The sequence below is a fragment of the uncultured Chitinophaga sp. genome, assembly GCF_902168175.1.
Classification (GTDB): Bacteria; Bacteroidota; Bacteroidia; order Chitinophagales; family Chitinophagaceae; genus Chitinophaga.
This window is the reverse complement of record NZ_CABHOU010000025.1, coordinates 35,855-61,602: the sequence shown is the minus strand read 5'-3', so window position 1 is coordinate 61,602 and position 25,748 is coordinate 35,855. Positions and strand designations below refer to the sequence as shown.

Annotated in this window: 17 protein-coding genes; 7 read left to right on the top strand and 10 right to left on the bottom strand. The window is 48.7% G+C overall.

Going from position 1 to position 25,748, the window contains the following annotated elements:
• Nucleotides 1-19 precede the first annotated feature (19 nt).
• Genes QZT80_RS03650 through QZT80_RS03630 form a run of 5 tightly spaced genes read right to left on the bottom strand, consistent with a single transcriptional unit; the run spans nt 20 to nt 10,238 of the window.
• A complete protein-coding gene (locus QZT80_RS03650; RefSeq protein ID WP_295117822.1) occupies nt 20-1,456 on the bottom strand; it encodes a fasciclin domain-containing protein in 1,437 nt (478 codons plus the stop codon).
• Nucleotides 1,457-1,492: 36 nt separating this feature from the next.
• The gene (locus QZT80_RS03645) at nt 1,493-3,193 is read right to left on the bottom strand and encodes a fasciclin domain-containing protein (RefSeq protein ID WP_295117819.1); all 1,701 of its coding nucleotides are present in this window, start codon (nt 3,191-3,193) and stop codon (nt 1,493-1,495) included.
• Nucleotides 3,194-3,207: 14 nt separating this feature from the next.
• Entirely contained in the window at nt 3,208-4,701 is a 1,494-nt protein-coding gene (locus QZT80_RS03640; RefSeq protein WP_295117817.1) for a RagB/SusD family nutrient uptake outer membrane protein, read from the bottom strand.
• 21 nt (nt 4,702-4,722) lie between these two features.
• Nucleotides 4,723-8,001, bottom strand: a complete 3,279-nt coding sequence (locus tag QZT80_RS03635) for a SusC/RagA family TonB-linked outer membrane protein (RefSeq protein WP_295117815.1) — start codon at nt 7,999-8,001, stop codon at nt 4,723-4,725.
• Between the two features lie 11 nt (nt 8,002-8,012).
• The gene (locus tag QZT80_RS03630; protein ID WP_295117812.1) at nt 8,013-10,238 is read right to left on the bottom strand and encodes a fasciclin domain-containing protein; all 2,226 of its coding nucleotides are present in this window, start codon (nt 10,236-10,238) and stop codon (nt 8,013-8,015) included.
• Between the two features lie 1,057 nt (nt 10,239-11,295).
• On the opposite strand from QZT80_RS03630, the gene QZT80_RS03625 reads away from it, so the two are divergent.
• Nucleotides 11,296-12,366, top strand: a complete 1,071-nt coding sequence (locus QZT80_RS03625; RefSeq protein WP_295117809.1) for a cellulase family glycosylhydrolase — start codon at nt 11,296-11,298, stop codon at nt 12,364-12,366.
• A gap of 5 nt (nt 12,367-12,371) precedes the next feature.
• Entirely contained in the window at nt 12,372-14,372 is a 2,001-nt protein-coding gene (locus tag QZT80_RS03620) for a beta-L-arabinofuranosidase domain-containing protein (RefSeq protein WP_295117806.1), read from the top strand.
• Between the two features lie 65 nt (nt 14,373-14,437).
• On the opposite strand, the gene QZT80_RS03615 is transcribed toward QZT80_RS03620, so the two are convergent.
• The 3 genes from QZT80_RS03615 to QZT80_RS03605 form a co-directional block, all read right to left on the bottom strand.
• Nucleotides 14,438-14,941 carry a DUF6252 family protein gene (locus QZT80_RS03615; RefSeq protein WP_295117803.1) on the bottom strand — a complete coding sequence of 168 codons (504 nt, stop codon included), beginning with the start codon at nt 14,939-14,941 and terminating at the stop codon, nt 14,438-14,440.
• Nucleotides 14,942-15,227: 286 nt separating this feature from the next.
• Nucleotides 15,228-15,818 (bottom strand): hypothetical protein, encoded by a 591-nt coding sequence (locus QZT80_RS03610; RefSeq protein WP_295117800.1) that lies wholly within the window; start codon nt 15,816-15,818, stop codon nt 15,228-15,230.
• Nucleotides 15,819-15,868: 50 nt separating this feature from the next.
• Nucleotides 15,869-16,537, bottom strand: coding sequence for an NAD-dependent epimerase/dehydratase family protein (locus QZT80_RS03605; RefSeq protein ID WP_295117797.1), 669 nt, complete (start codon nt 16,535-16,537; stop codon nt 15,869-15,871).
• A gap of 148 nt (nt 16,538-16,685) precedes the next feature.
• Here QZT80_RS03605 and QZT80_RS03600 point away from each other — a divergent pair, with 148 nt between their 5' ends.
• The 5 genes from QZT80_RS03600 to QZT80_RS03580 all read left to right on the top strand — a co-directional run bounded on the left by QZT80_RS03600 (nt 16,686) and on the right by QZT80_RS03580 (nt 21,866).
• Nucleotides 16,686-17,042, top strand: a complete 357-nt coding sequence (locus tag QZT80_RS03600; RefSeq protein ID WP_295117759.1) for a hypothetical protein — start codon at nt 16,686-16,688, stop codon at nt 17,040-17,042.
• Nucleotides 17,043-17,146: 104 nt separating this feature from the next.
• Complete coding sequence (locus QZT80_RS03595) at nt 17,147-17,725, top strand: hypothetical protein (RefSeq protein ID WP_295117755.1); 579 nt, start codon at nt 17,147-17,149, stop codon at nt 17,723-17,725.
• A gap of 130 nt (nt 17,726-17,855) precedes the next feature.
• Nucleotides 17,856-18,506: an HAD family phosphatase gene (locus QZT80_RS03590; protein ID WP_295117752.1), complete on the top strand. Its 651-nt coding sequence runs from the start codon at nt 17,856-17,858 to the stop codon at nt 18,504-18,506.
• 198 nt (nt 18,507-18,704) lie between these two features.
• Nucleotides 18,705-20,657, top strand: a complete 1,953-nt coding sequence (locus tag QZT80_RS03585; protein WP_295117749.1) for a heparinase II/III family protein — start codon at nt 18,705-18,707, stop codon at nt 20,655-20,657.
• Between the two features lie 195 nt (nt 20,658-20,852).
• The gene (locus QZT80_RS03580; protein ID WP_295117747.1) at nt 20,853-21,866 is read left to right on the top strand and encodes a lipid A deacylase LpxR family protein; all 1,014 of its coding nucleotides are present in this window, start codon (nt 20,853-20,855) and stop codon (nt 21,864-21,866) included.
• Here QZT80_RS03580 and QZT80_RS03575 read toward each other — a convergent pair.
• Both QZT80_RS03575 and QZT80_RS03570 read right to left on the bottom strand, forming a co-directional pair.
• Complete coding sequence (locus QZT80_RS03575; RefSeq protein ID WP_295117744.1) at nt 21,863-24,283, bottom strand: TonB-dependent receptor; 2,421 nt, start codon at nt 24,281-24,283, stop codon at nt 21,863-21,865. The genes QZT80_RS03580 and QZT80_RS03575 overlap by 4 nt on opposite strands.
• 144 nt (nt 24,284-24,427) lie before the next feature.
• On the bottom strand, nt 24,428-25,732 hold the full coding sequence (locus QZT80_RS03570) for a DUF5077 domain-containing protein (RefSeq protein WP_295117741.1): 1,305 nt from the start codon (nt 25,730-25,732) through the stop codon (nt 24,428-24,430).
• Nucleotides 25,733-25,748 lie beyond the last annotated feature (16 nt).

Below are 25,748 nucleotides of genomic sequence, written 5' to 3'. Positions count from 1 at the left end.
AGTAGTACATGCTGTCAGTTTAAAATACAGGTTCCAGCCTGATGTAATCGCATACAAGCACATTGGCAGTTGCGGAGGTACTGTTGGCTGCGGTGAGGTAAATATTGAGTACGGACTGGTAGTTGGCCAGTGTAAACTCGCCGAGGTATACTTCACTGTATACGTTTGGTGCAACGTTCACATACGGCAATAAGGTCGCTGTAGCTTCGCCTATACCCACTTTCTGGGTAAAGGTGTTGGTAATTACGTCGTTTACTGCCACCCAGTAAGCCCTGTATTTTGTGCTGTATACATCTGTAATACGGTAACCCAGGTTGAACAGGGCCGTACCATGACCGTTGGCCAGTACATCGCGGAACATTTTACCGGTAAGGGTGTTCACACGGTCGCGTATGTACATGTTGCCACGTTTTTCTGCGCTCATGGTGCGCCAGTTCTCCGTTTCTATTACGTAAGGTTTCAGTTTGTCGGAAGGTTTTACGTCCGCTTTGCTCATCACATAAATATTACCGTTACTGGTTTTAATGGTTTGTACGATGTTCAGTTTGCCCACTGGTACTTTCACATTGAATTTGGAAAGAATAGTGTCGGGCAGTTCTGCATCGCGGTACACCGTATCCCTGGCCAGGTCTTTTACTACCGTCCAGGATGTTAACAGTGTGGTACTGTCGGCCGTGCTGCCGTTGCAGTAAGGTTTGTATTTCGCTATTTCTGCATCCCAGGCACCATCTGCCAGTACGAAAAGGGAATACTTCTTTTGCTCGTTACGCAGGTCGTATACGTTTCTCCAGAAAATATTAGTGCGAACAGAGTCGGTACCAGGCTGGTAGATGGGCAGGCCTGTAGTCGCATCTACCCCTATTTTTACCGCATTGGTAGCATCAAACACGTTGCGGAACAGGGAAAGCATGTAAGCTTTCTGTTTGGCAGGAATGGCGGCGTTGGTTTCCAGTGTTTCCCAGGCGTTGCTCAGTACGGGCATCGACTGGTTGATAACTTGCAGTACACCATTCTTCACTTGTTTATCGGCAACTGTGATGGTAGCGTTTTCTATTTTTTTGTCGAGCAGGTCGGCGTATTTGCCGTTCAGCAGGGCAATGCGCAGGGTAGTATCTGCACTGGTGGTGTAGAACGTTTGCGCAGCTATGTGATTGGCGATAAAGCGGTTCAGTTTCGCAGTATCGTTAACGATGGCAGCGTCGAGGCTGGCCAGCGCGTCGTTGGTGGGGGCAAATACGGTAAAGGTCCTTGAAGAGGATAACACTTTATCGTAGCCCGATTTGGTAAGCAGCTCGGCGAATTTGCTAAGTGAACCATCGGCGCTTATCTGTGCCATGAGGTCCTTCTTGAGTGATGCGTCGTTTACGGTATTGTGCTCGTCCCACTTTTCGCAACCGCTAAGGGCGGTGCTTCCAAGTGTAACGGCGAGTAATATTTTATAGATGTTGATACGCATTGTTCGAATATTTTTTAATGATGCTGCTACTGGCAACTAGAAATACTTTTTAGACCCGTCTGTAGAGAACCTTGGCAACACCTGGTTTTCATCCACCGGAATGATATGGATCATATCGATGAAGTTGTTGTTCTGTGTACCGGTAATAGGAATGATCCTGATCTGCTGTTTCTGCGTGGTCATGAATTCGTAAGTACCTACCAGTTTGCCTGCATAGTTAGAGTCGGTGCGGTATTCGCGCCATTCGGTGTACTGTTTCCAGCCAATAGCTTCCAGTTCAGCATCGCTGCCCTTAGGACGCAGATCGGTAAAGTTGATAGTACGCGGCATCAGTTCGCCGTTTACGGTAACCTGGCAAAGCTGGTTAGAGCTGGATGATTGTTTGCTGCGGGAGTAACAGATCCAGATTTTGTATTTACCCTTGATAATAGGAGGGGTCATCATTTCCCACCAGATAGGCCTGCTGGGCAAGCCGAGCGGCAGCTGGTTACAGTCGAAATTTACGGCGTAACGGGTAACGCTGGAAGTGGTGCTGTAACTGTAAGTAAAGATGTTGGTGCTGGCCAGTGTACCCCATCCCCAGTAATGATCCTTAATGGGTTGGTTGGCTTCGCTCTGGCGTGTCCAGGTAAAGCTTGCTTTTTTATAGTTGGCGGCCAGTTTCATGATTTCAGGGAAAGAACTCACGTCCCAATAAACCGCAGTCGGTTTACGGTATTTTACAGAGAAGTGTGCACCCGCATCATGCCAAACGCCGTTGGTAGCTGCATTGTCGCTGGTGTTGCGGATAAGGGTTACGCCTTTTTCTACTACACCATTAAATTCATCTTCGTTTACTATTACTTCTGAATTGAGTAACTGCGTACTCACCACTTCCTGTGGTTGCAGGGTTTGGTGAGCGGGGGAGGTAATAATATCTCCCAGGAATTTTACACCGTCAAGTATATGGTAAGCGATATACATGTGCAGGCTGTCGTTTGCATTGGCAGGACTGCTGGTTTTAGAGTATTTGGCTTTTAACGCAGCGTACGAGGTAATACCACTGTCGGCCAGTGCCTGGTTGCTTTCAGCGATCAGGGTGAGCCAGCGTTTAGAGGTATCCGGATCTACCGTATTCAGCCTGTCGTAAAAGCCTGTTTCTTTAATGGCCTGTACAAAGATGGAATACTCTGGTTTGGCTTCAAGCTGTTTAACAAGCGAAATGGTTGAAGGCTCCAGCACGTTGTCGATCTGGTGAATAATACCGTTGCCTACTTTAATGTTCGACTGGGTTACCAGTGCCTGCCTGTTAATGAGGTAGCTCGACTGCCCGCCCTTATTACTTACACCCGTTACCAGGTACTGACTGAACATGGTGGGCACAGGTAGTTTACCGTCTTTGAAAGACGAGGTGGTAATGGTATCCAGCAACAGGTGGAACCTTACGAGGTCTTTTAATGTTTCCAGGTCGGCCGCATCTACAGAGCCTGCACCTTTTTTGGTGAGCCAGGTTTTTACGCCGGTGTTGGTAGGAGCGAAGCAGGTATAGGCACCATACGCATTCAGGAACGCGGAGGTTTCTGTACGGTCAAGTATCTGTTTGAACAGCGAAAAGGAATCGGGGTATTTTTCAAGATACCCTACGATGTTCACATCGCCGGTTGTTTCTATTTTAATATCCATTTTCTGGCACGACTGCGAAGCGAAAACGAACGACAGTAAACCGAAAGCCAGGATGTATGAAAGGTTATTTTTCATAACAGGGAATTAATTTATTTATAGAATGGATTTTGCACCAGTAATTTATTCGATTGCAGCTCGTACAGGAATATTGGGAAGTACAGGCTGTTTTCGTCTTTCAGTTTGTTGAAGGCCACCTGCTGGCGCTCTCTTGGTATGCTAATGCCCACCATATCGGTGAGGTAGCGGAAGTTGGCGAAGTTGTTACGTTTTGCATTGCGCACTACATCATACCATCTTTTTCCTTCGAAGGCAAACTCACGCTGGCGTTCCTGCAGGATGTATTCTTCCATGCCCTGTTTATCGGTGCTGTCCATTACCATACCGAAGTCCAGTGCATTGGCGCGGGTGCGGATGGATTTAACCAGGCGGGATGCTTCGAGCGGCTGGTCCATCTGGTTAATGGCCTCTGCTTTCATGAGCAGTATATCAGCATAACGGTAAAAGATCCAGTGGGCGTACGATTGTTCTGCTGCTCTAAGGGCAGAGCCGGCGTCGTTAGCACCCATGTACTTCCAGATGGTAAGGTCGTTGGCGCGAAGCGAGCAGCCGTCGCCACGTTTATCTACGATCGGAACGGCGTTAATAACATCTATGCCGTACACTTCTTCGATCAGGTGCGGTGCTGCTCCCCACCTGCGGGTGCTGCTCAGCAGCATCGGGTGAAAGGTGTTGATTTTTTGAGCATCGTACTGCAATTCGAAAATGGCTTCAGCGGAATTACCCCTGAAAAACAGTTCGTCGAACATGGAGGTGAAAGTGCCTACCAGGCCAAAGCTGCCTGAGTTGATCACTTTGTCGCACTCTGCAGCGCATTCTGCATATTTTTCACGCCAGAGGTATACGTCGGCCAATATGGCGTTTACTGTATAACGGGTGGCGCGGCCTTTATCTTTTGCCTGGTTGCCGTAAGTGAGTGGCAGCAGCGGCTCGGCAGTTTTCAGGTCGAGTACTACCTGGTTTAGAATACTGTCGGCGCTGGATTTAGCCATCGGCCTGATGTCCTCATCACTGATCGTGGCGTCGAGTTTTAAAGGAACATCTTTAAATGTTCTTACGAGGTAGAAGTACAACATGCCGCGGATGGCATAGGCTTCGCCCATGGCCCTGTCCAGTTGTGCCTGTGTGAAGGTGTTGTCTTTTGCCAATACACCAGGCGCCAGTTGTATAACGGTATTGCAATAGTTGATCGTGGCGTACAGCGTGCGCCAGTTGGCGAAGGCATTGGTGGGCAGGATGTTCATATTCACGATGTCGTTCTCACTGCTGCTGGCCCTGAAGCCTGGTGTAACCATGTCTGTACGGGCTTCGCCCCAGATAAACAGTAACTCGGCGAGGGGAGTGGAAGTGCCGGTGCCCAGCATAGAGGCGTATATGCCTGTAACGGCGGCATCCACCTGCTCTTTTGTTTTCCAGAACTCTTCGCGCACAATGCCATCCTGGGGTTTCAGCTCCAGCCATTTGCTGCAGGAGGAAGCGCCCAGCGCTACCATCAGTAAACATGTATATAATATCTTGTTCTTCATTGTCTGCTTCATTTTTTGTTGTTAGAAACCTGCTACTAAACCGATGGTAAACGTTTTTGCCGGCGGTGTCATGGAGTAGTCGTAAGCTATCCTGAACGGATCGGAACCGGTGGCGGTAACCTCAGGGTCCTGGCCGGTGTACTTGGTAAAGGTGTAGAGGTTTTCTGCTGTCATGTACGCGCTCAGGGTCTTCATTTTAAGCCTGGCGATAAATTTTTTGTCGAATGTCCAGCGGGCGGTAATGGTGCGGAAACGTAAGAAGGAAGCGTTTTCTACGTAACGGTCGCTACCCAGCCAGTTGTAACCACCCGCAATTACGGCGCGGGGAATGTCGGTTACATCGCCCTCTTTACGCCAGCGGCGCAGTACTGCAGTACTCTGGTTATCGAAGTAGAACATGTTGCTGGTGTTCATCTTGGTACCGTTGATGATATCGTATTTCAACCTGAAGTTGAAGAAGGTGGAAACACGAAGTTTGTCTTTCCAGTTGAAAGACGGACCGAAACCACCAGACAGTTTAGGGTTGCTGTTACCAAGGTATACCACATCCATGTAGTTGATGTTACCATCGTGGTTAATGTCTTCGTAAATAGCATCGCCTGGCTGGAAGGTGTAATCGATGGTGGGATAGTTAAAGCGCATGTAGATCTGCTGGCCGTTAGGGCCCTCGATCGGTTTGCCCGATGCGCCTTTTGCCCTTGTAGCGTCTTTGTCGGTATAAACGCCTTTGTAGCGGTAACCGTAGAAGGAGCCAAAAGGATTATCGATCTGCAGTAAACGCATGTACTCACCCTGTGCGGTTACATCGCCTTTGCTGCTGGGATAGAATTCGGAAATCTCGCGGATGATATTTTCGTTACGGGAAATATTGAAGTCGAAACCAATGCTCCAGTCTTTTCTTTTGATAGGGGTAGTCCATACAGCTATTTCCCAACCCTGGTTGTCCAGCGTACCCACGTTCATATTGGTGCCGGTGTAACCGTTGTAAGAACCGATCTGCAGGTTATCGAAGTAAAGATCTTTTGTACGGTTGCGGTAAATGTCGGCGTCCATACGGAAACGGCCGTTGAACATCGACATGTTCACCCCTACGTTGCTACCGTGAATGGTTTGCCAGCGCAGGTTCTTCAATTCCATATTGGCTGGATAAACACCGCTTTCGCCGAGGTAGCTCCAGGCGTAGGTGGAGTAACGGTTGTAGAAGGTGTAATCGTACCGGGGCGCTTCGCCTGCCTGACCATAACTGGCGCGGAACGCTAAGTCGTCGAGGTTTTTAATGCCACTCAGGAAGGTTTCTGAAGAGGCTCTCCATTTAGCAGAAAAAGAAGGGAACAGGCCGTAACGGTAGTTGGGGCCGAACCTTGAGTTACCGTCGCCGCGGAGGGTAGCGTTCACGATATATTTTTCTTTCCAGTCGTACTGCGCAGTAACTACCGCGCCAACCGAACGTGTTTGAGAAACACCGGATACTACTGCCAGTTCTTCATTCTGTGTACGCGAAGGCGCGCTTGGATCAGTAATGAGAGAAGAGGCAGTGTTGGATGTCATTAACTCCTGGCCTACTGATTTGGCGTCGGCGCCCATAATGCTCAGGAAGGTGATGAGGTGATGATCTGGTGCTTTCTTAAACTGTGGTGTAAAAACCAGGTCAAACTTAGTGTTGATATTGAAGATGTCGATATCGCCTTCGTAAGCCCTGTTCACCACGGTTTCGGTGTTAGGCCGGCCGGTGGCGATCTGTGGAAGGAAGCTGCTGTTTTTAGTATTGTTGATGTCGAACTGTACGTCTAAGGTAGTTTTGAGAATGTCTTTAACGATGTCGTAGTTCAGTTGGAACCTGGGTACTACCCTGTCGCCGCCAATGTCGTACTTGGCCTGTGTGGCCATGGCTACCGGGTTATAAATACGGGAATAAGTACCCTGTACGTTACTGACAGGCGAAAAGTAGTTGGGGGTAAGATTGCCGTACTCGTCGAATTCAAACACGCTCATGTTCGGCATTTTGATATAAGCCATACCACGGATAGCACCGTCTTTGCTGCTCAGGTAACTGCGCTGCTGATCGGTGTGCGTGTAAGCGATGCTGGTGAAGATCCTTATCTTTTCTGAAATGTAGTAGTCCAGGTTGATACGGGTGTTCAAACGCTTCAGTCCCGTACCAATGGTGGTACCCTTCTGGTCGAAGAAACCTGTAGAGGCGAAATACCTTGCTTTTTCACCACCACCGCTCATGCTGATGTTGTGGTCCTGCAGGTAACCTGTACGGGAAATCGCATCTATCCAGTTAGTATTGTTGCTATAGTTATAATACCAGTAAGGATCGTTAGGGTCGTAGTTGAACTCGCGGGTGGCAGTGGTGCTAAGCGGCAGGCCGGTACGGTTCATGTACGCTTCGGGAATAAGGGTGGAGTACTGGTCGCCGTTCAGCAATGGAATAGCATCTGGCAGGTACGATTGCGACCCTTTGAAGGTATAGGTGATGCTGGGTTTACCAACGTTACCGCGTTTGGTGGTGATCAGCAGTACGCCGTTTGCCGCGCGGGAACCCCAGGCTGCAGTGGCTGCCGCATCTTTCAGTACACTGATGGTATTAATATCGGCGGGAGAGATGTTCAGCAATTGCGCGTAACCCTGTTCATCTGCTGCGCCAAAGTTAAAGTCGCCGGGAATCTCTGTTTCGAAAGGCATACCATCTACTACGATCATCGGGTTGCCGGTGCTGCTGATAGATGAAACACCACGTATACGGATGTTCATCGCCGCACCGGGGTCGCCGCTGGAAGCTGTGATGTCGACACCGCTTAACCTTCCCTGTAATGCCTGGTCAATACTGGCGGCCTGCATTTCCTCCAGCTCCTTTGCATTGATTTTTGAAATGGAGAGGGTGGAGTTACGTTCTTTAATGGGCAGTAAACCGTTGCCAGTCATACGACCGCCAACGATGTTAACTTCACTGAGGTCCGTCGTACCGCTCACCATCATAAAGTTGACGGTGGTTTTGCCCGCAATTGGCTGCGAGTTGGTGCGGTAGCCGATATAGGAAGCGGTAAGTTTGTTTTTGGTATTAGTCACTTTCAGAATGAAGTTGCCTTCCACGTCGGTAGCAGTACCTTTTACGATACGGCCGTCTGCATCTACTTCCGCTACAGAAACGCCAATCAGGGCCTCCCTGCTTTTGGAGTCGAGCACCTTACCCTTTACGAGCGTGCCTTCGGCAGAGGGCTGTTGCGCTACAGCGACGGCTGCGGAAAGGCCGATGAGCGCATATATGCAAGCTATCTTTTTTATAAAATTCAGCATACCTGGTAGTATTATTCTGTATATTTTAAATAGTTGTCGATCAGGTGAATCACACAGCGGTTGCTCAGGTAGTTACTCTGCGCCAGTATGATGTTGGCTTTACGGTTGTTCATGTCCGTAAGTACCATGGCGTTGGCCAGGCTGTTATCCACGAAAATGGAGGTGGGGTCGCCGGCGCCATCACGGAACAGTGTTTCGAATGAGCCGCTTTCCTGGCCATCGGTAGCTACCGATTTTTTATTGAGGATGTGATAGTAGATGAAGCTATTCACCAGTTCTTTATCCGCAAGACTCGCCGGGTTGAAGTTGGGAACACCCCCTGCGCCTGCCGGCAGCATACCTTCTGTTACGGCTTTCTGTATGGCGGCATTGTCCGGAATGAAGATGGTATAAGGTGTGCCCGCCGCAATGTTAAGGATGTCGCCGGTGGCAGCGGTGAAGATCGACGAGTTTCTCAGGTATTGCCAGAAGTAATTGTAGGCAGATGTAGTAGGACTGCCGATCTTCTCTATATGTTTACCAATAAAGGTTTCGGAGAAGTTCAGTACGCCGCTCAAGCTGTGGGTAGTACCGTTTTTGGCCGTTTTGGTCACCAGTTTGTCTACCGGCCTGAGTGAATCGAGGTTGCCTGCAGCCCATACTTTGTTATTTTCATAACGAACGAACTCACCGCCGTAGGTTAAGGCCACACCGGAACCGGAAAGGTCTTTTACATCCACACCCGGAATTACATGCAGGTTAAGTACACGTAACAAACGTACCAGTGCCGAAGAGCTGGTGAGCACCGACCCGCCGCCTGGTGGAACATACCGCCACTGGTAAGCGGGGTTATTATCTACGCTGGGATCAGCAAAGAAGCCTGCCGCATTGAGGGTGGCGTTGTTAATCAATAGTACCGTGTATTTCTGGCGGATGTTAGAGATCTGGAATTTCAGTTCCTGGTTCAGCAGCCCTGTCATCATGGAAAACTGCGGATCGAGGTAGGCCTTACCGTACACGCTGCTGAACACGTTTGCTTCCTGCACTTTACTGGTGCCATAAAACATACCGTTGCTCAGTATCTTCCTGTCTACCACATCTACACCCGGATCAAACCTGGCCTCTTCGCCCAGCACGTTGAACGTTGTAGCGAATTTACTGGGCCACACTGCGTTTAACCACATATGCGCGTTTACGAAATCATAAACAACGCCGATAGGCAGCTCGTCGATGCTGGTATAGTTTTCCAGCAGCACGGAGTTGAGGTAAGCGGTAAACGATGCATTGTTCGGCACGAACATACTGTAGCTGTTCTGCTGACCGTCATTATCAGTAAGTTTAAGGAAGTTCTCGTTGTTAGGCGAAAAACCGAGGGCGTTGCTGTAAATCTTCGTGTACACGTCTGCCGCGTTGCCGCTTACAATGCGGTAGTTGTTGGTAGCGGTAGCATTAATGGCGTACGTTAACAGGTACTTGTCGAACAGCTTTTTGAATTCGCTGTAGTTCGGGTTGGTACCAATGTATTCGTCGAGGCCCGGCAAGGCGGTAATAACTTTGTTTACCACATGCACCACGCCGTTTTCTGCCGGAACGTCTTTTTCCGTAACCACAGCGTCTACCACGTTAAAGCTGGTAAGTGCAGTGTTAGGGTAAAAGTAGTTGTAATCGGCGGCGGTAAGGGCTTTGCCGGCCAGGAAGTTATCTACGAAGTAAGGAATGTATTTGTTGTTGTTGTCTGCATCCACATAAAATGTTGTACCGTTGTTGTTGCGGTTGCTGGCAATCATTTTTACAGTTTGGCCCTGCGTATTTACACCGTCGTAAACCCCATTGTAGTAAGCGGTACGACGCCTGAAAGCAGTATTAGGCACCCAGCCAGTGTTGGCCTGGTAGTCGCCCATACGTTCTTTCTTAAAGGCGTTGTACACCAGGCAGTAGGTAACGATTTTGCGGCAGGCAACGCTGTCGAGCGCTGTAATGCCGCTAATGTTACTGGCCTTGAAGTAAACGTCGAAGGCAGAATCGGTAGGAGCAAAGAATGTCCAGTACCCTGCGCCCGACAGTGTTCTTTTATAGCCGGCTTTGTCGATTGCTGCCAGCAGGGATTTAAAGTTCCCTTTCTTTTCCAGTACCTGGTAAATAGGCGGCTCCAGGTCGTCGGGCCGGCCATAGTACTCATCCCAGGCTTTTTTCTTACAGCCGAAGGCTAAAACTATCAGGGATGTAAGTAATACTGATCTATAAGACAAGTTTCTCATCGTGGATCAAGAAATGTTAATTGACAATAATTTGGATCGGAATATTTAAGAGGCTTCCCCCGTTTTTGCTGGCCTGGTAAAACCGGATGGCTGACGCTCCGGTTGCTTGTTCTGCGATAGCCATGGACTTAGCAGAAAGGGATAAAGTTGATTGTACATTGTAATCAGTTTTTTGTTTTCATGCGGTAAAAACATACCGACGAAAATCTATAACGTGTGAAATTCAATAACGTGTTCTTGCTTCTATTGCCAGCCTCTAATGCTTATCAGTATTGAGTTTGTCGCCTTCTATAGTTTCTTGCTACGCTGGTTGTTACGCACAATTTCTATCGCTCAATAATTCAAACATAGTGCTTTTGATGATCAATTATTTCATCAATTACGCAATCGTTTGCGTAGATTTTTTTATGCCTTATTTTTGATGGATATATTGGATTGGTAAATTGGATGTATGCATCTGCAGTCCACTGTTTCAGGACTTTTGATCCGGTCGTTTAACCGACGGTGGAGAGGGTATTTACTGACTCCTTTTTTTGTACTCATTTTTCCCTCTTTTTCTACTGCAAATTTCTTCCTGCCAGGGATGAAATTGGTCGTTTTTGATTGATTCACTATTCTACATGCTAAACCTGGCTACGATCGGATCTTGGTGATATACTATCAGTTTTAAATACTTTTGAAACTGCCCCAAAACAGGGCTAAATACAGTGATAAATTTATTCTTTTCATATTGATAAACCATCCTGCACTATCCTGTTTTTCGCAGTGGTGTTGCATAAGCGGGGAATCAGGAAGGTTTACAACTGTCGGTCTAACACTTAAATTTTACCCGGAATCCTTATCAGCTATAGGTAAAATGAAACATTTTGCCGAAATTTTGAAACATATTGCATAGAGCAGACCGGTTTTTAATATTTCCTTTACAGACGGGCCAAAACAGCACAAAAGGCAAGAATTCCACGTTTATGAACAGCTACCTGTACCCTTCAGTGTCGTGTATACATAGGCGGGAGCCTGCCCCCGGTCCTGATTATCACTAAAAACTATTCTTTTTAAGATGAGGAAATTTTCGACAATTCTCTTAGCATGTAGCATGCTCGCAGGTTTAAACGCCATGGCCCAGAAAAAGGAAAGGCAGGTGTGGAGTAAGGAAAAGGCCAATGCCTGGTACGCCAAACTGCCCTGGATGGCCGGTGCAGACTATATCACGAGCAACGCCATTAACCAGCTGGAGATGTGGCAGGCTGAAACGTTCGACAGCGCGCAGATCGATAAGGAACTGGGCTGGGCCGAAAGTATCGGGATGAACGTAATGCGTGTATACCTGCATCATCTGGCCTGGCAGGCGGATGCTGCCGGGTTTAAAAAACGTATCAATACTTACCTTTCTATCGCGGCCAAACATAAAGTGAAAACGGTGTTCGTGCTGTTTGATGACTGCTGGAACAATACTTACAAAACGGGTAAACAACCTGCTCCTAAACCGGGTGTACACAACTCTGGATGGGTACAGGACCCTGGCCTGCTTTCTTTTATGGACCTCACTTCCAGCGTAATGCTGGAGAAATATGTGAAGGATATCCTGCAATCTTTCCGCAACGACGACCGCATTTTGCTTTGGGACTTATACAACGAACCAGGTAACTCGGGTTATGGCAATCAAAGTATGCCATTGCTGAAACAAACTTTTACCTGGGGGCGCCAGGTAGATCCTTCGCAGCCACTGTCTGCAGGCGTTTGGGCGTTACACCTGAAAGACCTGAACAAGTTTCAGCTCGAAAATTCGGATGTGATCACTTACCACAACTACGCCCCTGAAGATCAGCACCAGCGCTGGATCGACTCGTTCCTGGTGCAAACCGGCCGGCCGCTGATCTGTACGGAATACATGGCCCGCACCCGTGGCAGCCGCTTCGATAACATTATGCCCATCCTTAAAAAGCAGAAAATTGCTGCTATTAACTGGGGTTTTGTAGCGGGTAAATCGAATACCATTTACGCCTGGGATACCCCAATGCCGGACGGTGCTGAACCTAAGGTTTGGTTCCACGATATTTTCCGCACAGACGGTACGCCGTACAGTCAGCAGGAAGTTGACCTCATCAAACAATTGACGGGTAAAAAATAAGGTCCATGTTTAAAAAGATACTGGCTGCTGCATTGCTGGGCTGCTACTTACAAGGAACGGCCCGGCAACTTGAGCCGTTAAAATACGAGCCCCTGCCACTGGGCGCGGTTAAGCCTGCGGGTTGGCTGCTCGACCAGTTACAGATCATGAGGCAGGGTGCTACCGGCCACCTCGACGAGTACTACTGGAAGGTGCGCGACAATAACGGCTGGCTGGGAGGAAAAGGAGATGGATGGGAAGAAACGCCTTACTGGCTGGATGGTGCTGTACCACTGGCTTACCAGTTAAACGATGCTGCCCTGAAACAAAAGGTACTCCGTTACATTAACTGGACGCTGGACCATCAACGGCCTTCGGGCTTCTTTGGCCCGCTGACCAAAGAGGAACTGGCCGGTAAAAAAACAATGGACGATTGCGCCGCCGGTGAAGACTGGTGGCCCAGAATGGTGATGCTGAAAGTATTACAGCAGTATTACACCGCTACCAACGATCCGCGCGTGATCCCGTTTATGACGAAGTATTTTCGCTATCAGCTTGCCAGTCTCAATAAATGTCCGCTGGGCAAATGGACGGAATGGGCTACCTCACGCGGCGGCGATAACCTGATGAGCATTTACTGGTTGTACCGCATCACCGGTGATAAATTCCTGTTGCAGCTCGGCGATCTTATTTATGTGCAAACCACGCCATGGACAAAGTACCTGGGCGAACGTAACTGGGTAATGGATGCGGCCGCACAGCAAAACAGTCATGCCTGGATGGACCGCCACGGCGTGAACGTGGGTATGGGCATTAAACTGCCTGCCATTTATTACCAGGCCACCCGCAATAAAACGTACCTCGATTCCCTGAAAACGGGCTTCCGTGATATTATGACGCTGCATGGACTGCCACACGGCATGTTCTCAGCCGATGAAGACCTGCACGGCAACGATCCGGGTCAGGGTGTGGAACTCTGTGCCACGGTTGAAAGTATGTTCTCGCTGGAAGAAATATTAACCGTAACCGGCGACCAGTGGTATGCGGATGCTATCGAACGCATGACGTTTAACGCATTACCGGGACAGATCACCGACGATTTCATGTCGCGGCAGTACTTCATGGTGGCCAACCAGGTACAGGTTACACGTGGTGTGTTTCAGTTCTCGCTGCCTTTCGACAGGGGAATGAATAACGTGTTTGGCCCCTATGCAGGTTACACCTGCTGCACTGCCAATATGCACCAGGGCTGGACGAAGTTCACGGCTAACCTCTTTTACGGCACGGCCGACAAGGGTTTGGCGGCGATGTTGTACAGTCCCTGTACAGTAACGGCGAAAGTGGGTAAAAGCAATACGCCGGTAACGATCACGGAGAAAACAGATTATCCTTTTAGTGGTGATATCAGTTTTATCATCAGCACAAAAACAAACGTAAATTTCCCATTATCGTTGCGCGTGCCGGAATGGTGTAAAGAAGCTACGGTACTGGTAAACGGCAAAGCCTTTGCGAAAGGCGCAGCTGGCAGCATTATTAAGGTAGATCGCAACTGGAGCAACAACGACCAGGTGCAGCTGCAGTTCCCGATGGAAGTGAAAACGAGCAACTGGGCGAAGAACTCCAGGGCAGTAGAACGTGGCCCGCTCGTGTATGCGTTAAAGATAGAAGAACAGTGGAAAACAGATTCCATCAAAGAAGAAGGAAAGTATTACGAGATACGGCCCACAAGTGCCTGGAACTACGGCCTGCCAAGGGAAGTAGTGAAAGACCCGGTTAAGTACCTGGAAGTAAAAACGAAACCCATGCCCGCACATTTCACCTGGAATGCCAGCAGCGCGCCCATCACCATTACCACCAAAGGTAAACGTATACCAGAATGGAAAGTAGTGGAAGGATTGGCGATACAACCGGTAACCACACGCGTCGACGTGTACCAGGGCGAAGTGGAGCGTGAAGCACAAACCATTACACTAATACCATTCGGTTGTTCGAAGCTGCGTATAGTAGCTTTCCCGGTGGTACCTTAAGATAGTAACATCTACATATTGCTATGAACAACAGGCAGCCGGCGTTTGGTCCGGCTGTTTTTATTTTACAGCCTGCGCGTGCGAAATTCTCCTTTGATTTCTTTCGATACCAGTTCGCAATTGCGATCGTCGTACAGCGTAGCCTGGAACGTGCCTGCAATAATGCCGCCCGAAATGCCAAAGCTCTTAATGCTAACACTGCCACCGGAGTAGCCTATAACTACCGGGGGGCCACATGTGGCGTAGTTGGTATGCGTACCCGGATTGCCGGAGTTGTCGGTGTATCCCATAAAGGCCTTGCCGGCTATGCTTTCGTCGCCAAAATTATACGAACCTGCAGCTTCGGCGTGTACTTTGATCAGGATGTTCTGACCACTGGCGGTAATGCCCTGTATAGTTATTCTGCCGCCGCCAACAATGGGGTTTACCAGCGTGCAGTCAAACTTCTTACCATCGTAGGTGCCCGACATGAAGAAATCTTTGGCGGCTACTTCGTTACCATCACTTTTAGAGCAGGCGGTAAACAGTGCGGCGATCAGCACGAGTAACAGGAACAGGGGAGTTTGCATAACAATGACTTATTTGCCATCCAAGCTATTGCAAACCTGCCAATACTGCTACGATCCATCATCCGGATGCCCGTAATGCCCGCTCAACTGCATCGCGGGGGTACTAAACAGCGGCTGTTTACGGCTTGTTTTGACTTTGCGGTGTTGGATGTAACGGAGCTTTAGGTTTGCCGGGTATCACGGCCCTGGTATAGGAGAAGATTGCGGCACCTGCAGCTGGTAAAGCTTCGGGACCTTGATGCCGGCAAACGTTACCGGGTAACTGAACAAACCCGGAGCCTTTTATTTAAAGTTGATGTTTTTGCAGAAACTCGCTTGTTACACTGTTCGGCTGCACTTTATCCATGTAGTAGGCGGCGCAGTACAGCAGCGTATTATACTCCTCACTCACCAGTATTTCCTCCAGCGGACGAAAGCCAAATTCCTTGTTCACCTTTAATATCAATTCGTCGAAGATAGCAGTACGTAGTTCTTCGGGGAGTTGTTGCGGCAGCATATTGTAACCTATTGCTTTTTCAAGCGCTTCTCTCACTTTTACTTCATCCGGTTTAGGACCGCGTGCGGTGAACCAGCAGAATATGCTGAGCGCCAGGATGAGTAGGCCGAGTATGGGAATGATGGGAGAGATAGGCGCAAGCGGGTTTTGCAGCGGCCACGTCAGCATCATGACCAGGCCTACCAGGGGTAAAAGGTTACGGCCGTAAGCATACAATACACTTTTAAGGTGAAGAGGGATGGGAATACCTTTCTCCTGGCTTAACTGGTAATACGAGGCCACCGGGAAAACGGGGAACCCTATCAGTATGAAATCGGTTTTAATACATTGATTGTTATGCAGGTATAATGTGCCTACAGCGGCTTTCCCAAACAAGAACATGGCGTTAACGGGTTTAATTGCTGCAACGATACATTAAAAAAAGAGAATATTCAAATAGCCGCGAGCCTCGCGATGTCCTTTACCTCCAGGTGTTGCGAAGGATATCCTTTTTGTACTGCGTTGATCATGGCCAGTCCTACGTCGCGAAGTGTGCCGAAACTGCCCGGGAACAACGTTTTACCGATCGGGTACATCCAGGCTACATATTTGTAGGCGGGCAGCGTGTTTTTTAGTCCCGGGGTCGTTTTCATAAAACCGGGGCGGAACAGGTACACTTTTTTGAAAGGGAGTTTCATCAGGTCGTTTTCCGTTTTGCCCTTCACCCTGGCCCACATTAACCGCCCATTTTCGGAGCTGTCTGTGCTTTTGCCCGATACATAACAAAAAGTCATATCCGGGTTTTGCTGACTGAGGACGCCGGCTACGTGGAGCGTAAGAATATAGGTGCTTTTATAATATTCGGGCTCCTTCATGCCGATAGAAGACACGCCCAGGCAGAAAAAGCAGGCATTGTAACCTCTGAGCCGGTCGGCAATGGGCGTGATATTAAAGAAATCTTTATGAATGATCTCTTCCAGTTTCGGATGCGTATAACCGCATGGTCGCCTGTTAATGACCAGTACTTTTTCCACATCGGGATGAAGCAGTGCTTCGTGCAGTACCCCTTCGCCCACCATACCGGTGGCGCCCGTAATGATAGCGCGGATTTTTGTGCTCATAATATGAAGGTAAGGCGTTCTTTCTGCCTTTACAAGCAAGTATCAAATGGCATTCCGTTTGCGGAACTGTTAAAAAAATGTCAAGTTGTTCCGAGTATGATAAGTATCATGTATTTTCGATAAAACCTACGGTATTTTCACAGTTCAAATGAGAAGGCTAATATCCATACTACTATTGTTCATTTACCTGCCGCTGTGCTACAGTTCGGCTATACAGGTAAGCGCTGCCGGCAGCGTATGGACGGGTAGTGGGGATATAGAAGATACTACAGGAGGGGGAAAAGAGGATAAGAACAGAACAGAAACCGAAAGATCGGTAGAAGGATCAACAGAACACCAGGTTCAGCAACAGTTGAAGCTGAAAAAAACACAGGGCCGGAAAGCCCCTTCCAACCTTACAGGCCGCCACACCCAAGTGGACGGTAAAATTGATGGCAATTTGCCATCCAATGTTATTCCCCAGCAAGTGCCGGTGTATATACGGCATTGCGTTTACCGCTTATAGTCCCGCAATTAAATCCATCATTCATGGCCCATACTAAAAGGGCGCAGGGACAGTCATGCGTTGCATGATCTCTATTTATTTATCCAGACTAAAATGTATTTACGATGAAAAAGACACTTTTCGCCGCAGCGATGATTGCTGCAATGTTTGCCGGTACCTCAGTAATGGCTCAAACCAGCAAAGGTTTGTATATGACACAGCAGGATTATGAAAGCAAACGTACCAATGATGCGGATAAGATTAATGCTGAATCCGTATTTAACCGCAGTAAAGTAGTGACATCCAAAGATGGTAAAACCAGCACTTTCGATAAGAGCGAAGTGTTCGGTTACAGGGATAAAAATAACCAGGACTACCGCTTCTTTAATAACGAAGCATATAAAATAGTAGATAACGATCAGTTCCTGCTTTACAGCCGCCTGGAGCATATCCAGAACGGTAAAGAGCGTACGAAGGAAACCAGGTATTACTTCAGTGTGCAGCCGGGCAGCGAGTTATTGCCCCTCACTAAAGCGAACCTGAAACAGGCCTTTCCTGCTAACAGGCAGTTTCACACCCTGCTGGACTTACAGTTTCGCAGCGACCGTGAATTAACAGCGTACGACAAGTTCCATAAACAATTTAAGGTGATGGAACTGTACAACACGGCTGCCAATGGCGGGTTGCAGGCACTCAACAGGTAAACCACAGTTGTTGTTTTTAGTATAAATTTAGCTATTACGGGCTGTTCATTTGAACGGCCCGTTTCTATTTATCCATGTAAAACAGACAATTGTGCTATGAAGCCTGCCGCAGTTCCCTTAATTTTATAACATGAAGGCATTCTTATTCGATTTTAACGGCACCATGATCAATGATATGGAATACCACACCATCGCCTGGTTCGATATCATCACCAAAGACCTGCAGCACAACCTGAGCCGTGATGCGGTGAAAAAAGAGATGTACGGCAAAAACAACGACGTATTGCGCCGCATTTTTGGTCGCGAGCGTTTCAGCGCCGAAGAAATGGACCGCCTCTCCCTCGAAAAAGAACGCCGTTACCTGGAGGCTTATTCCCCTTATGTAGAATGGATTCCCGGCCTGGCGAAGTTCCTCGATGCTGCTCACGCCAAAGGCGTTAAGATGGCCATAGGCTCCGCCACCATTACCTCCAACATCACCTACGTACTCGAAAAACTCAATGCCGCCGATTACTTTGGCGTCATCATCAGCGCCGACGATGTAAACGACAGCAAACCCCATCCCGAAACATTTATTAAAGCTGCCGAAGCATTGGGCGTAGCACCCGAAGACTGCATCGTGTTCGAAGATAGTCCTAAGGGCGTGGAGGCTGCACTAAAGGCCGGCATGAAAGCAGTGGTGATCACTACCATGCACGACAAAGACGAGTTCAGGCAGTACGAAAATGTGATCCGCTTTATAGAAGATTACAACGACACATTTGTGTGGTCGCTGGTGTAGCCGGTAAACCGTCTGCCAAAAAATAACTACTTTATACAAACGTTTTACTACATTAGCAATAGGGTTATTCTTATAGCCCACCACGTTATGCTGTACCCTGTTTACAATCAATGAATTAGAGCGAATTTGGGCTGTAGATGCACTCGATTGCAACGGCTGTCAGCAAATCGGTTTTAAGAACATATAACTGAGATCCATATGATAGGTCGTAAGCACTGCCTCTTGCTGCTTTTATGCGCAGTAGCACCCGTATTGTTGATAGCACAAATTACTCCCCGCAACCTGCTGCAACGTTATTCGCCCGAAACGGTGAGTGCTTCGCTGGTACCACGTGATAAATGGAAACCTTTTCCCAATACGCCCGACGACTGGAAAGCACAGTTCCCCGATAGTGTGTTACAGCAATTTATTAAGGCAGGAGAGGGCTGGTTGAAGAAAGAATTTAAAGGCATTCCCGCTTCGGTGGCGATAGAATTTACCCGTAACGGTAACCGCAGCCGCTACGAAGCCCTCACCTTCCCTAAACGCAAACAACTCTGGGACCTGATGATTGCCGAATCCATAGAAGGCAAAGGACGTTTCAGTAATGACATTATGAACGGCGTATGGTCGATTTGCGAAGAAAGTTTCTGGGGAGCCTCAGCACATTTGGGCGGACAGAAGGGCGGAAGCGGTTTACCGAACGTAGAAGATCCCATCGTAGACCTGTTTGCTGCTGAAACAGCCAGCATGCTCGCCTGGACCGATTACTTCGCTGGTGCTTCTATGGAGAAGGCATCTAAGTTCCTCCGTCCGCGCATCTACTATGAAGTGAACAGGCGCGTGCTGAAACCCATGATGACCGCTAAATACGGTTACCTCGGCGGCGGCAATCCCAACGCCATATTAAATAACTGGGCGCCCTGGGTCATCAGTAATTACCTGAACGCCAGCCTGCTCCTCGATAAAGACGAGAAACTGCGCGCCGAAGCGTACGTACGCAGCATGAAAGTGATTGACCAGTACGTAAACGGCCTTGGCGCTGATGGTAGCTGCGATGAAGGTCCCAGTTACTGGTTTGCAGCAGGCGGCTGCGTATTCGACGCACTCAACCTGATGGACGATGCCACGGCCGGTAAAGTAAACATCTACAAAGAAGACATCATTCAAAAGATGGCCTCGTACATCTATAAAACGCACATCTCCGGCGACTACTTTATCAACGTAGCCGATGCTCCCGCCAAAACACAGCCCGATGGTCTGATGTTGTTCCGCCTCGGTAAAGCGATGGGCGATGATAAGATGAAAGAATTCGGCAGCTGGGCCTATGGCAGGTACGGTGCAAGGCAGTTAAAAAGCGGCAGCGGTAACACTACCCGCTGGCATTGTATGCGTTACCTGTACAACCTCCAGGCGACAGGCGAATGTGCCGCTTCGCCCGGCGCACAACCCAATGTAAAAGACGTATGGTTATCAGATATACAAATGATGGCCGCCCGGGATGGCGATCAGTATTATGTAGCCACACACGGCGGGCATAACAACGAAAGCCATAACCATAACGATGTAGGCGACTTCATTATCTATGCACATGGTCAGCCGCTGATCATCGATGCCGGTCGTGGTACTTACACCGCGCGTACCTTTTCGCCGCAGCGTTATGAACTCTGGTTCAACACATCTCCCTACCATAACCTGCCCACCATTAACGGCATTGAGCAGCAGGCAGGGCGTAAGTTCGAGGCCACGCAGGTAAAGTATGAAGGCGGTAAATCGCCCGTATTAAACATGCACCTCGAAACAGCTTATCCTAAAGAAACCGGGCTTAAGAGCTGGGTAAGGGCGGTGAAGCTGGAACGAGGTAAAGGCGTGGTGATAACAGATAATTACAGCGCCAATGCAGCATTACAATCGCTCACACAATCGTTTATGACCACCTGTGATATAGCGCTTACCTCGCCAGGCAAAGTGACCCTCACCTTACCCGACGGCAAAACCGCAGAACTGTTGTACGACGGCAACTACTGGGAAGCATCGCAGGCAGCGGTAGAGTTGAAAACGCCCGAGGACGAAGCATTTAAAACAGCGTGGGACGGGCGTGCGGTGAAAAGAGTGTTATTGACTGCGAAGAAGCCCGGCCAGCAAGGTAAATTCAGCTACACGATCAGATAAAGTTTTTGGTTTTATAATTGGAAGGAAAGCAAGCCGTCCGTCCGCATAGTTGCGGCGGACGCTTGTGTTTTAGGGAGGGATGGTGTATTATTGGGGAGATTTTAATCTGACATTAATTTTCCCTATCCGCATCCCCATATATCACATTATTCTTTAAATTGCCCTGTTTTTCGTCGTATAAACAATCGAAGCGGTATGAATAGCGGCGCTCTGCGGAGCATTTTATTCGGATTGATATTATTTCTCTTCCCTGTCATTACCTCTGCCCAGGATACTACCGGGCAGGTTAAAGTATTGGTGCGGGTGTATGAGGATAATGATGGTATTAAGGTGGGCGGAAAAGTGGCTGATGGCGGTTATACCAATGGCACCCGCCTCGATGTATTCTATGTCAACAAGCGTAAACCTCGTTTCCTGCTTGACCGGCTGGCACCGGGTTTGGGCGATAGTACCGTGTATAACAGCAGCTGGGGTATCTTTCAAGTGATGATTACCCCGTTAAGTGTGGGCATGCCTGCCTATAAACCGACTGATTATCCATACTCCGGCGCTATTACAGCACATCACGCTGTTTACGCCTTTCATCCCCGTAAAAAAGAAGGATTTCATACCGAATGGGTGCTGGGTGTAATGGGGCCTGCCTCTCTCGCACGGCAAACACAGGAAATGATTCACGGCTGGTTCGGCTTTACAACCCCGCGTGGCTGGGATTACCAGTATCAAAACGACCTGCTGTTCAACTACAACCTTACGTACGAAAAGCAACTAACCCATCTCGAACGTGGGTTTGAACTGATTGGCGGGGCGAGGATAAATGCGGGCACTATGCTCAATGCTATAGAAGCACATGCTTTGATGCGGACGGGCAGTATGATGCCTTACTTCAACGGATTGATCGGCCAATATGCTAATAAAAAACTTTCACAGTTTTACCTTACGGCGAGGCCCTCTGTGCAATATGTGGTTTACAACAGCCTGTTACAAGGAGGTTTGTTTGCGGATGATGTGGTGGTGGAGCCGGCGGTGAGAGAAGCGGCGGGTAATTTAAGCAGGTCGCCGATGAAAAAGGTACTGGCCGATGTAGATATCAGCTTTGTGTTCAGCTTCAAACAATTTACACTTTCCTGCTCTCAGAAGTTCTGCACCAAAGAGTTTGAGGAACTCCCGGCACAGAACGTCGGTAACATATCTCTTTACTTAGGTTTTTAGTTTTCTCCCATTCCTTCTTCCCGTTCTTTCTTTTCGATCTTCTGCTGGTTCAAACGGTAGTTGAGGGTGAGCGTTAACTGGCGTGCGCGCCACTGGAAATTCGACTTTGCGTAGTAGCCTTCAATATCAGTGATCGATCTTCTCCTGCGGCTGTTCATTAAATCGCGTACGTTAAAGGTAAGTGTGCCTTTGCCCTTAAATACATCCTGGGCCAGTCCAAGATCTATGGAGTACTGCGCCAGGTCTTTACCCTGCGTATTTACCCTTGGTGCCTGGTAGTTCAGCGACGCCTGGAAATCCAAAGATTTAAAGAAAGTCATGCGTGAAGTAGTGCGGTTCGTAATCGTAGTTGCTTCGCTATGATAGGTCTTTTCTTCAAACACACCATCGGAAACGGCGCGATACAGGTTAGCGCTGGTATTGAATTTCCACCAGGTGGCCAAAGTCAGCGCCAGGTTTACTTCCACCCCTATATCGTTACGGGTAGCCAGGTTAACAGGTCTGATATTGTTGATGCCGGTAATACTGTCCAGCACACTGATACGTTCTACTACGCCGGTTTTGTGTCGGTAGTATACGCCCGACAGGATGGAGCCGCCGCTCCATTCCAATAAATGCCCTGCCTCCATGGAATGTGTGTATTCCGGGTTCAGGTTCGGGTTGCCTACAAAATATACACGTGGGTCCGAGAAGTCGGAGAAGGGCGTCAAATCGCGGTAATTAGGGCGGTTAATGCGATAGCTATAGCTTAACTGTAGGGTGTTAAGGTTATTGAGCTGATAGGAGAAACTGGTGCTGGGAAACAGGTTGAAGTAATTGCGCTTGTTAACCTCGTTGGTCTTAATCAAACCGGTGCGGATATCGGATATCTCACCGCGCAGCCCCAGCTGGTACGAGAACTTCTGCACTTTACTACCGAACATCGCATAACCTGCGTAAATCTTTTCTGTAAACTCCATGTTGTTATCGAACTGCGGAAGTGCAGTCCAGCTGCCACTATCGTCAGCCTCTTCCACTAAAAAGTCGTTCGATACCATGCGTATTGTCGCTTTCAGGCCTGTTTCAAACCGGGCATCTTTTCCAAAGGGATGAATATAATCAGTTTGTAACAACAGGTTCCTTTCCCAGGTAGGATTGTCGGAGCGCTGTAACTGCCTGGCGGAGCTGAGCAGCATCTGTGTATTATAATTCGATTTCTCCACATCGCCGCTGCTGGTCCACTTGGCATCGGCCGTCCATTCGCGTTTATCATTATCGGCAAACTTCTTACGGAAGCTGAGGGTGGCTTCTGTATTGCTTTCGGTGGCTTTTTCATCATTAATGCGCAAAGTAGAACTGCTTAACGTACCGTTTTCGTCGAAATCGTCGTATTGCAGGTTCGTGGTGTTCCTTTCTTTGCCGCCGGAATACATGAACGAGCCGGTAAGCGTGGTGAGCGTATTCAGGTAGTAATCCATGCCCACCATGATGTTCGCGCCCTGGTCTTTACGCTCGCGTTTGGTGGTTTCGTTGTAATTGTAACTGGTATCTTTGCCGGTGAACCTCCGTTCGGAAGTGCCTTTGCCCGGCGATTTACGGTAGTTAAGACCGAAGCTGGAGAACAGGTTCATTTTTTCGTTACGGTAGTTAATACTGTAAGCTGCTCCATAGTTGGCGGGATAACCGGTAGTACCCGTAAAGTTGCCGTTAAAACCTGTTGTTTTATTCTTTTTAAGGATAATGTTGATTACGCCTGTTTCCCCGGCGGCATCGAAACGTGAAGAGGGATTGGTGACTACTTCTATGCGATCGATCATAGCGCCCTGCAGGTTGCGTAAAGCGTCCGTGCTTTTGATGCCGGTAAGGGCAGAGGGTTTGCCATCGATCAGTATACGAACACCCTGGCTGCCGCGCAGTGCCACATTCCCATCTACGTCCACCGTTACGGAGGGCACGTTCGACAATACTTCCGAGGCATTGGCACCGATGTTACTTACATCCTGGCTCACATTGTACACGCGTTTGTCCAGCTCCAGTTCCATCAGTTTCTTTTCACCGATGATCTCTACCTGCGAAAGTGTTTTAGAGCCGGCTTTTAACGTAATGTTGCCGGTATTAAGATCTTTATTAACAAGGTTAATGTTGTTGATGTATTTATCCTGGAAAGAGAGCAGACTTATCTTCAGAAAGTATTTTCCGGGAACGACTTTAATGGCAAACTTCCCCTTTTCGTCCGCTACTGCGCCAGTAACCTGGGAGGAGTCCTTACTGCGGAACAACACCGCAGTGCTGAAAGGTATCGCAGTTCCTTTATCGTCGATGGTGGTACCCGAAATAGTATATTGGTTGTTCTGCGCATGTAAAACAACGGTGAGCTGCATAAAAAACAGGATGGCAAAAAGCGCGCGCATATCGGTAAACAGTGTTTTAATGGTCATTGTAGGAACATGAAAATTACGCAATCGGGAGAGGAGCAGTGCCGGAAAATGGTTGAGCGGTAAAAAGGAAAGGTCCTGCCAAAAGACAGGACCTTGTTCTGAATATTGTTCTCCGGGAACATCCGATCACAAAATAAACAGTCGTTAGGGCAGGGTATTCAGGTTCACCGAAGGTGGAACACCTAAAGCCGTGCGGGTAAAGCTTTGATTGTAGGTAACATAATTACTGAAGAAGCCACCGTTTTTCAGGAAGAACTTGCCTGATTCCACGCCGCCTGCATAGTCACGGCGCTGGTCGTTCGTAGCGGTAGCGTCTGCTGTAAAGTTGGCAGTCGTCAGTTCTACCCAGTTGCCGGCGGTGTTCCGGATCCACTGATTGTTGTAATGCACTTTGCGGCCCAGGTAACCCCTGGTGTCGGAAAAACATTCCAGGAAGGAGTGAATACCGGTGAGATAAGTTACGGTGTTAGGCCTTTTCCAGGTGGCGATAAAGCGCCATGTGCCGGTTTCGGGCGTGTAAATCCAGGCGGAGTAGTCGGTGCCGCCTGTGCCATCGGGCACGGCTTTATTCAGGAATTTGTAGGTAGTGCCCACGCTCCAGTTAAACACCAGGTAGCTCTGTCCGCCGGTACCTTCGCCACCGAACGTATTATCTACCACGCCCGTACCTTTGCGCACGAGGGTGGTGGTGCCTACAGATGGGTCCCAAACGGAGAACAGCACGCGGCGTTCGGTAGCGCTGTTTACCTGAATACCGAAATAACCCTGCCCAAACCCGTTGCTCATAAAATAAGAGCCGATTTTATCTTCGCCCGGGGGGATAGTCATTTCGTTATAAAACCATTCGGCAGTGTTGCCCGACGGTACAGAGTAACCGAGGTGTACGGAGGGGCCTCTCCTCGACCAGTAATAGTTGGCGGCATCATTGGCATACACTACGTTATTGGCTGTAGCTGCGCCGCTGATGATCACGTCGGACACATCGCCGAAGTAACTACCTGTTTTACTTACGCCCTGCAGGTCTACTTTAATATAGCCCGCAGTGTTTACGGTTACGGAACCGATGGAATGCGTGGCGTAACTGCTGCCGGTAATGGTTTTGTTAAACACGGTACCATTTACCGTTACTTTAATATTGCTGCTGCCGCTCGGTGCTACTTTTGCTCTTATAGATACATTGAGTGTACCGGTAAGCCCGACCCTGAAGTACACGCTGGTAATGCTGCCTGCATTTGTCCAGTTGCCAAGGCCGTTGCCGGTAATCACTTCTACACCGCCGCTGGCAAGGGTAGTAACAAAACCGTTGCCTGCCAGCGGTACGGAGTAGCTGGCGGCTGGTGGTAATACGGCGGTATCGTCAATCTGAGTTTGGTCATCCCCACTATTCTTACTGCACGAAAACAGGAGCGAGCATACTAATGCCGCGCCGGTGATGAAAGGTATTTTCATTGCGTTGTTCGTTTAG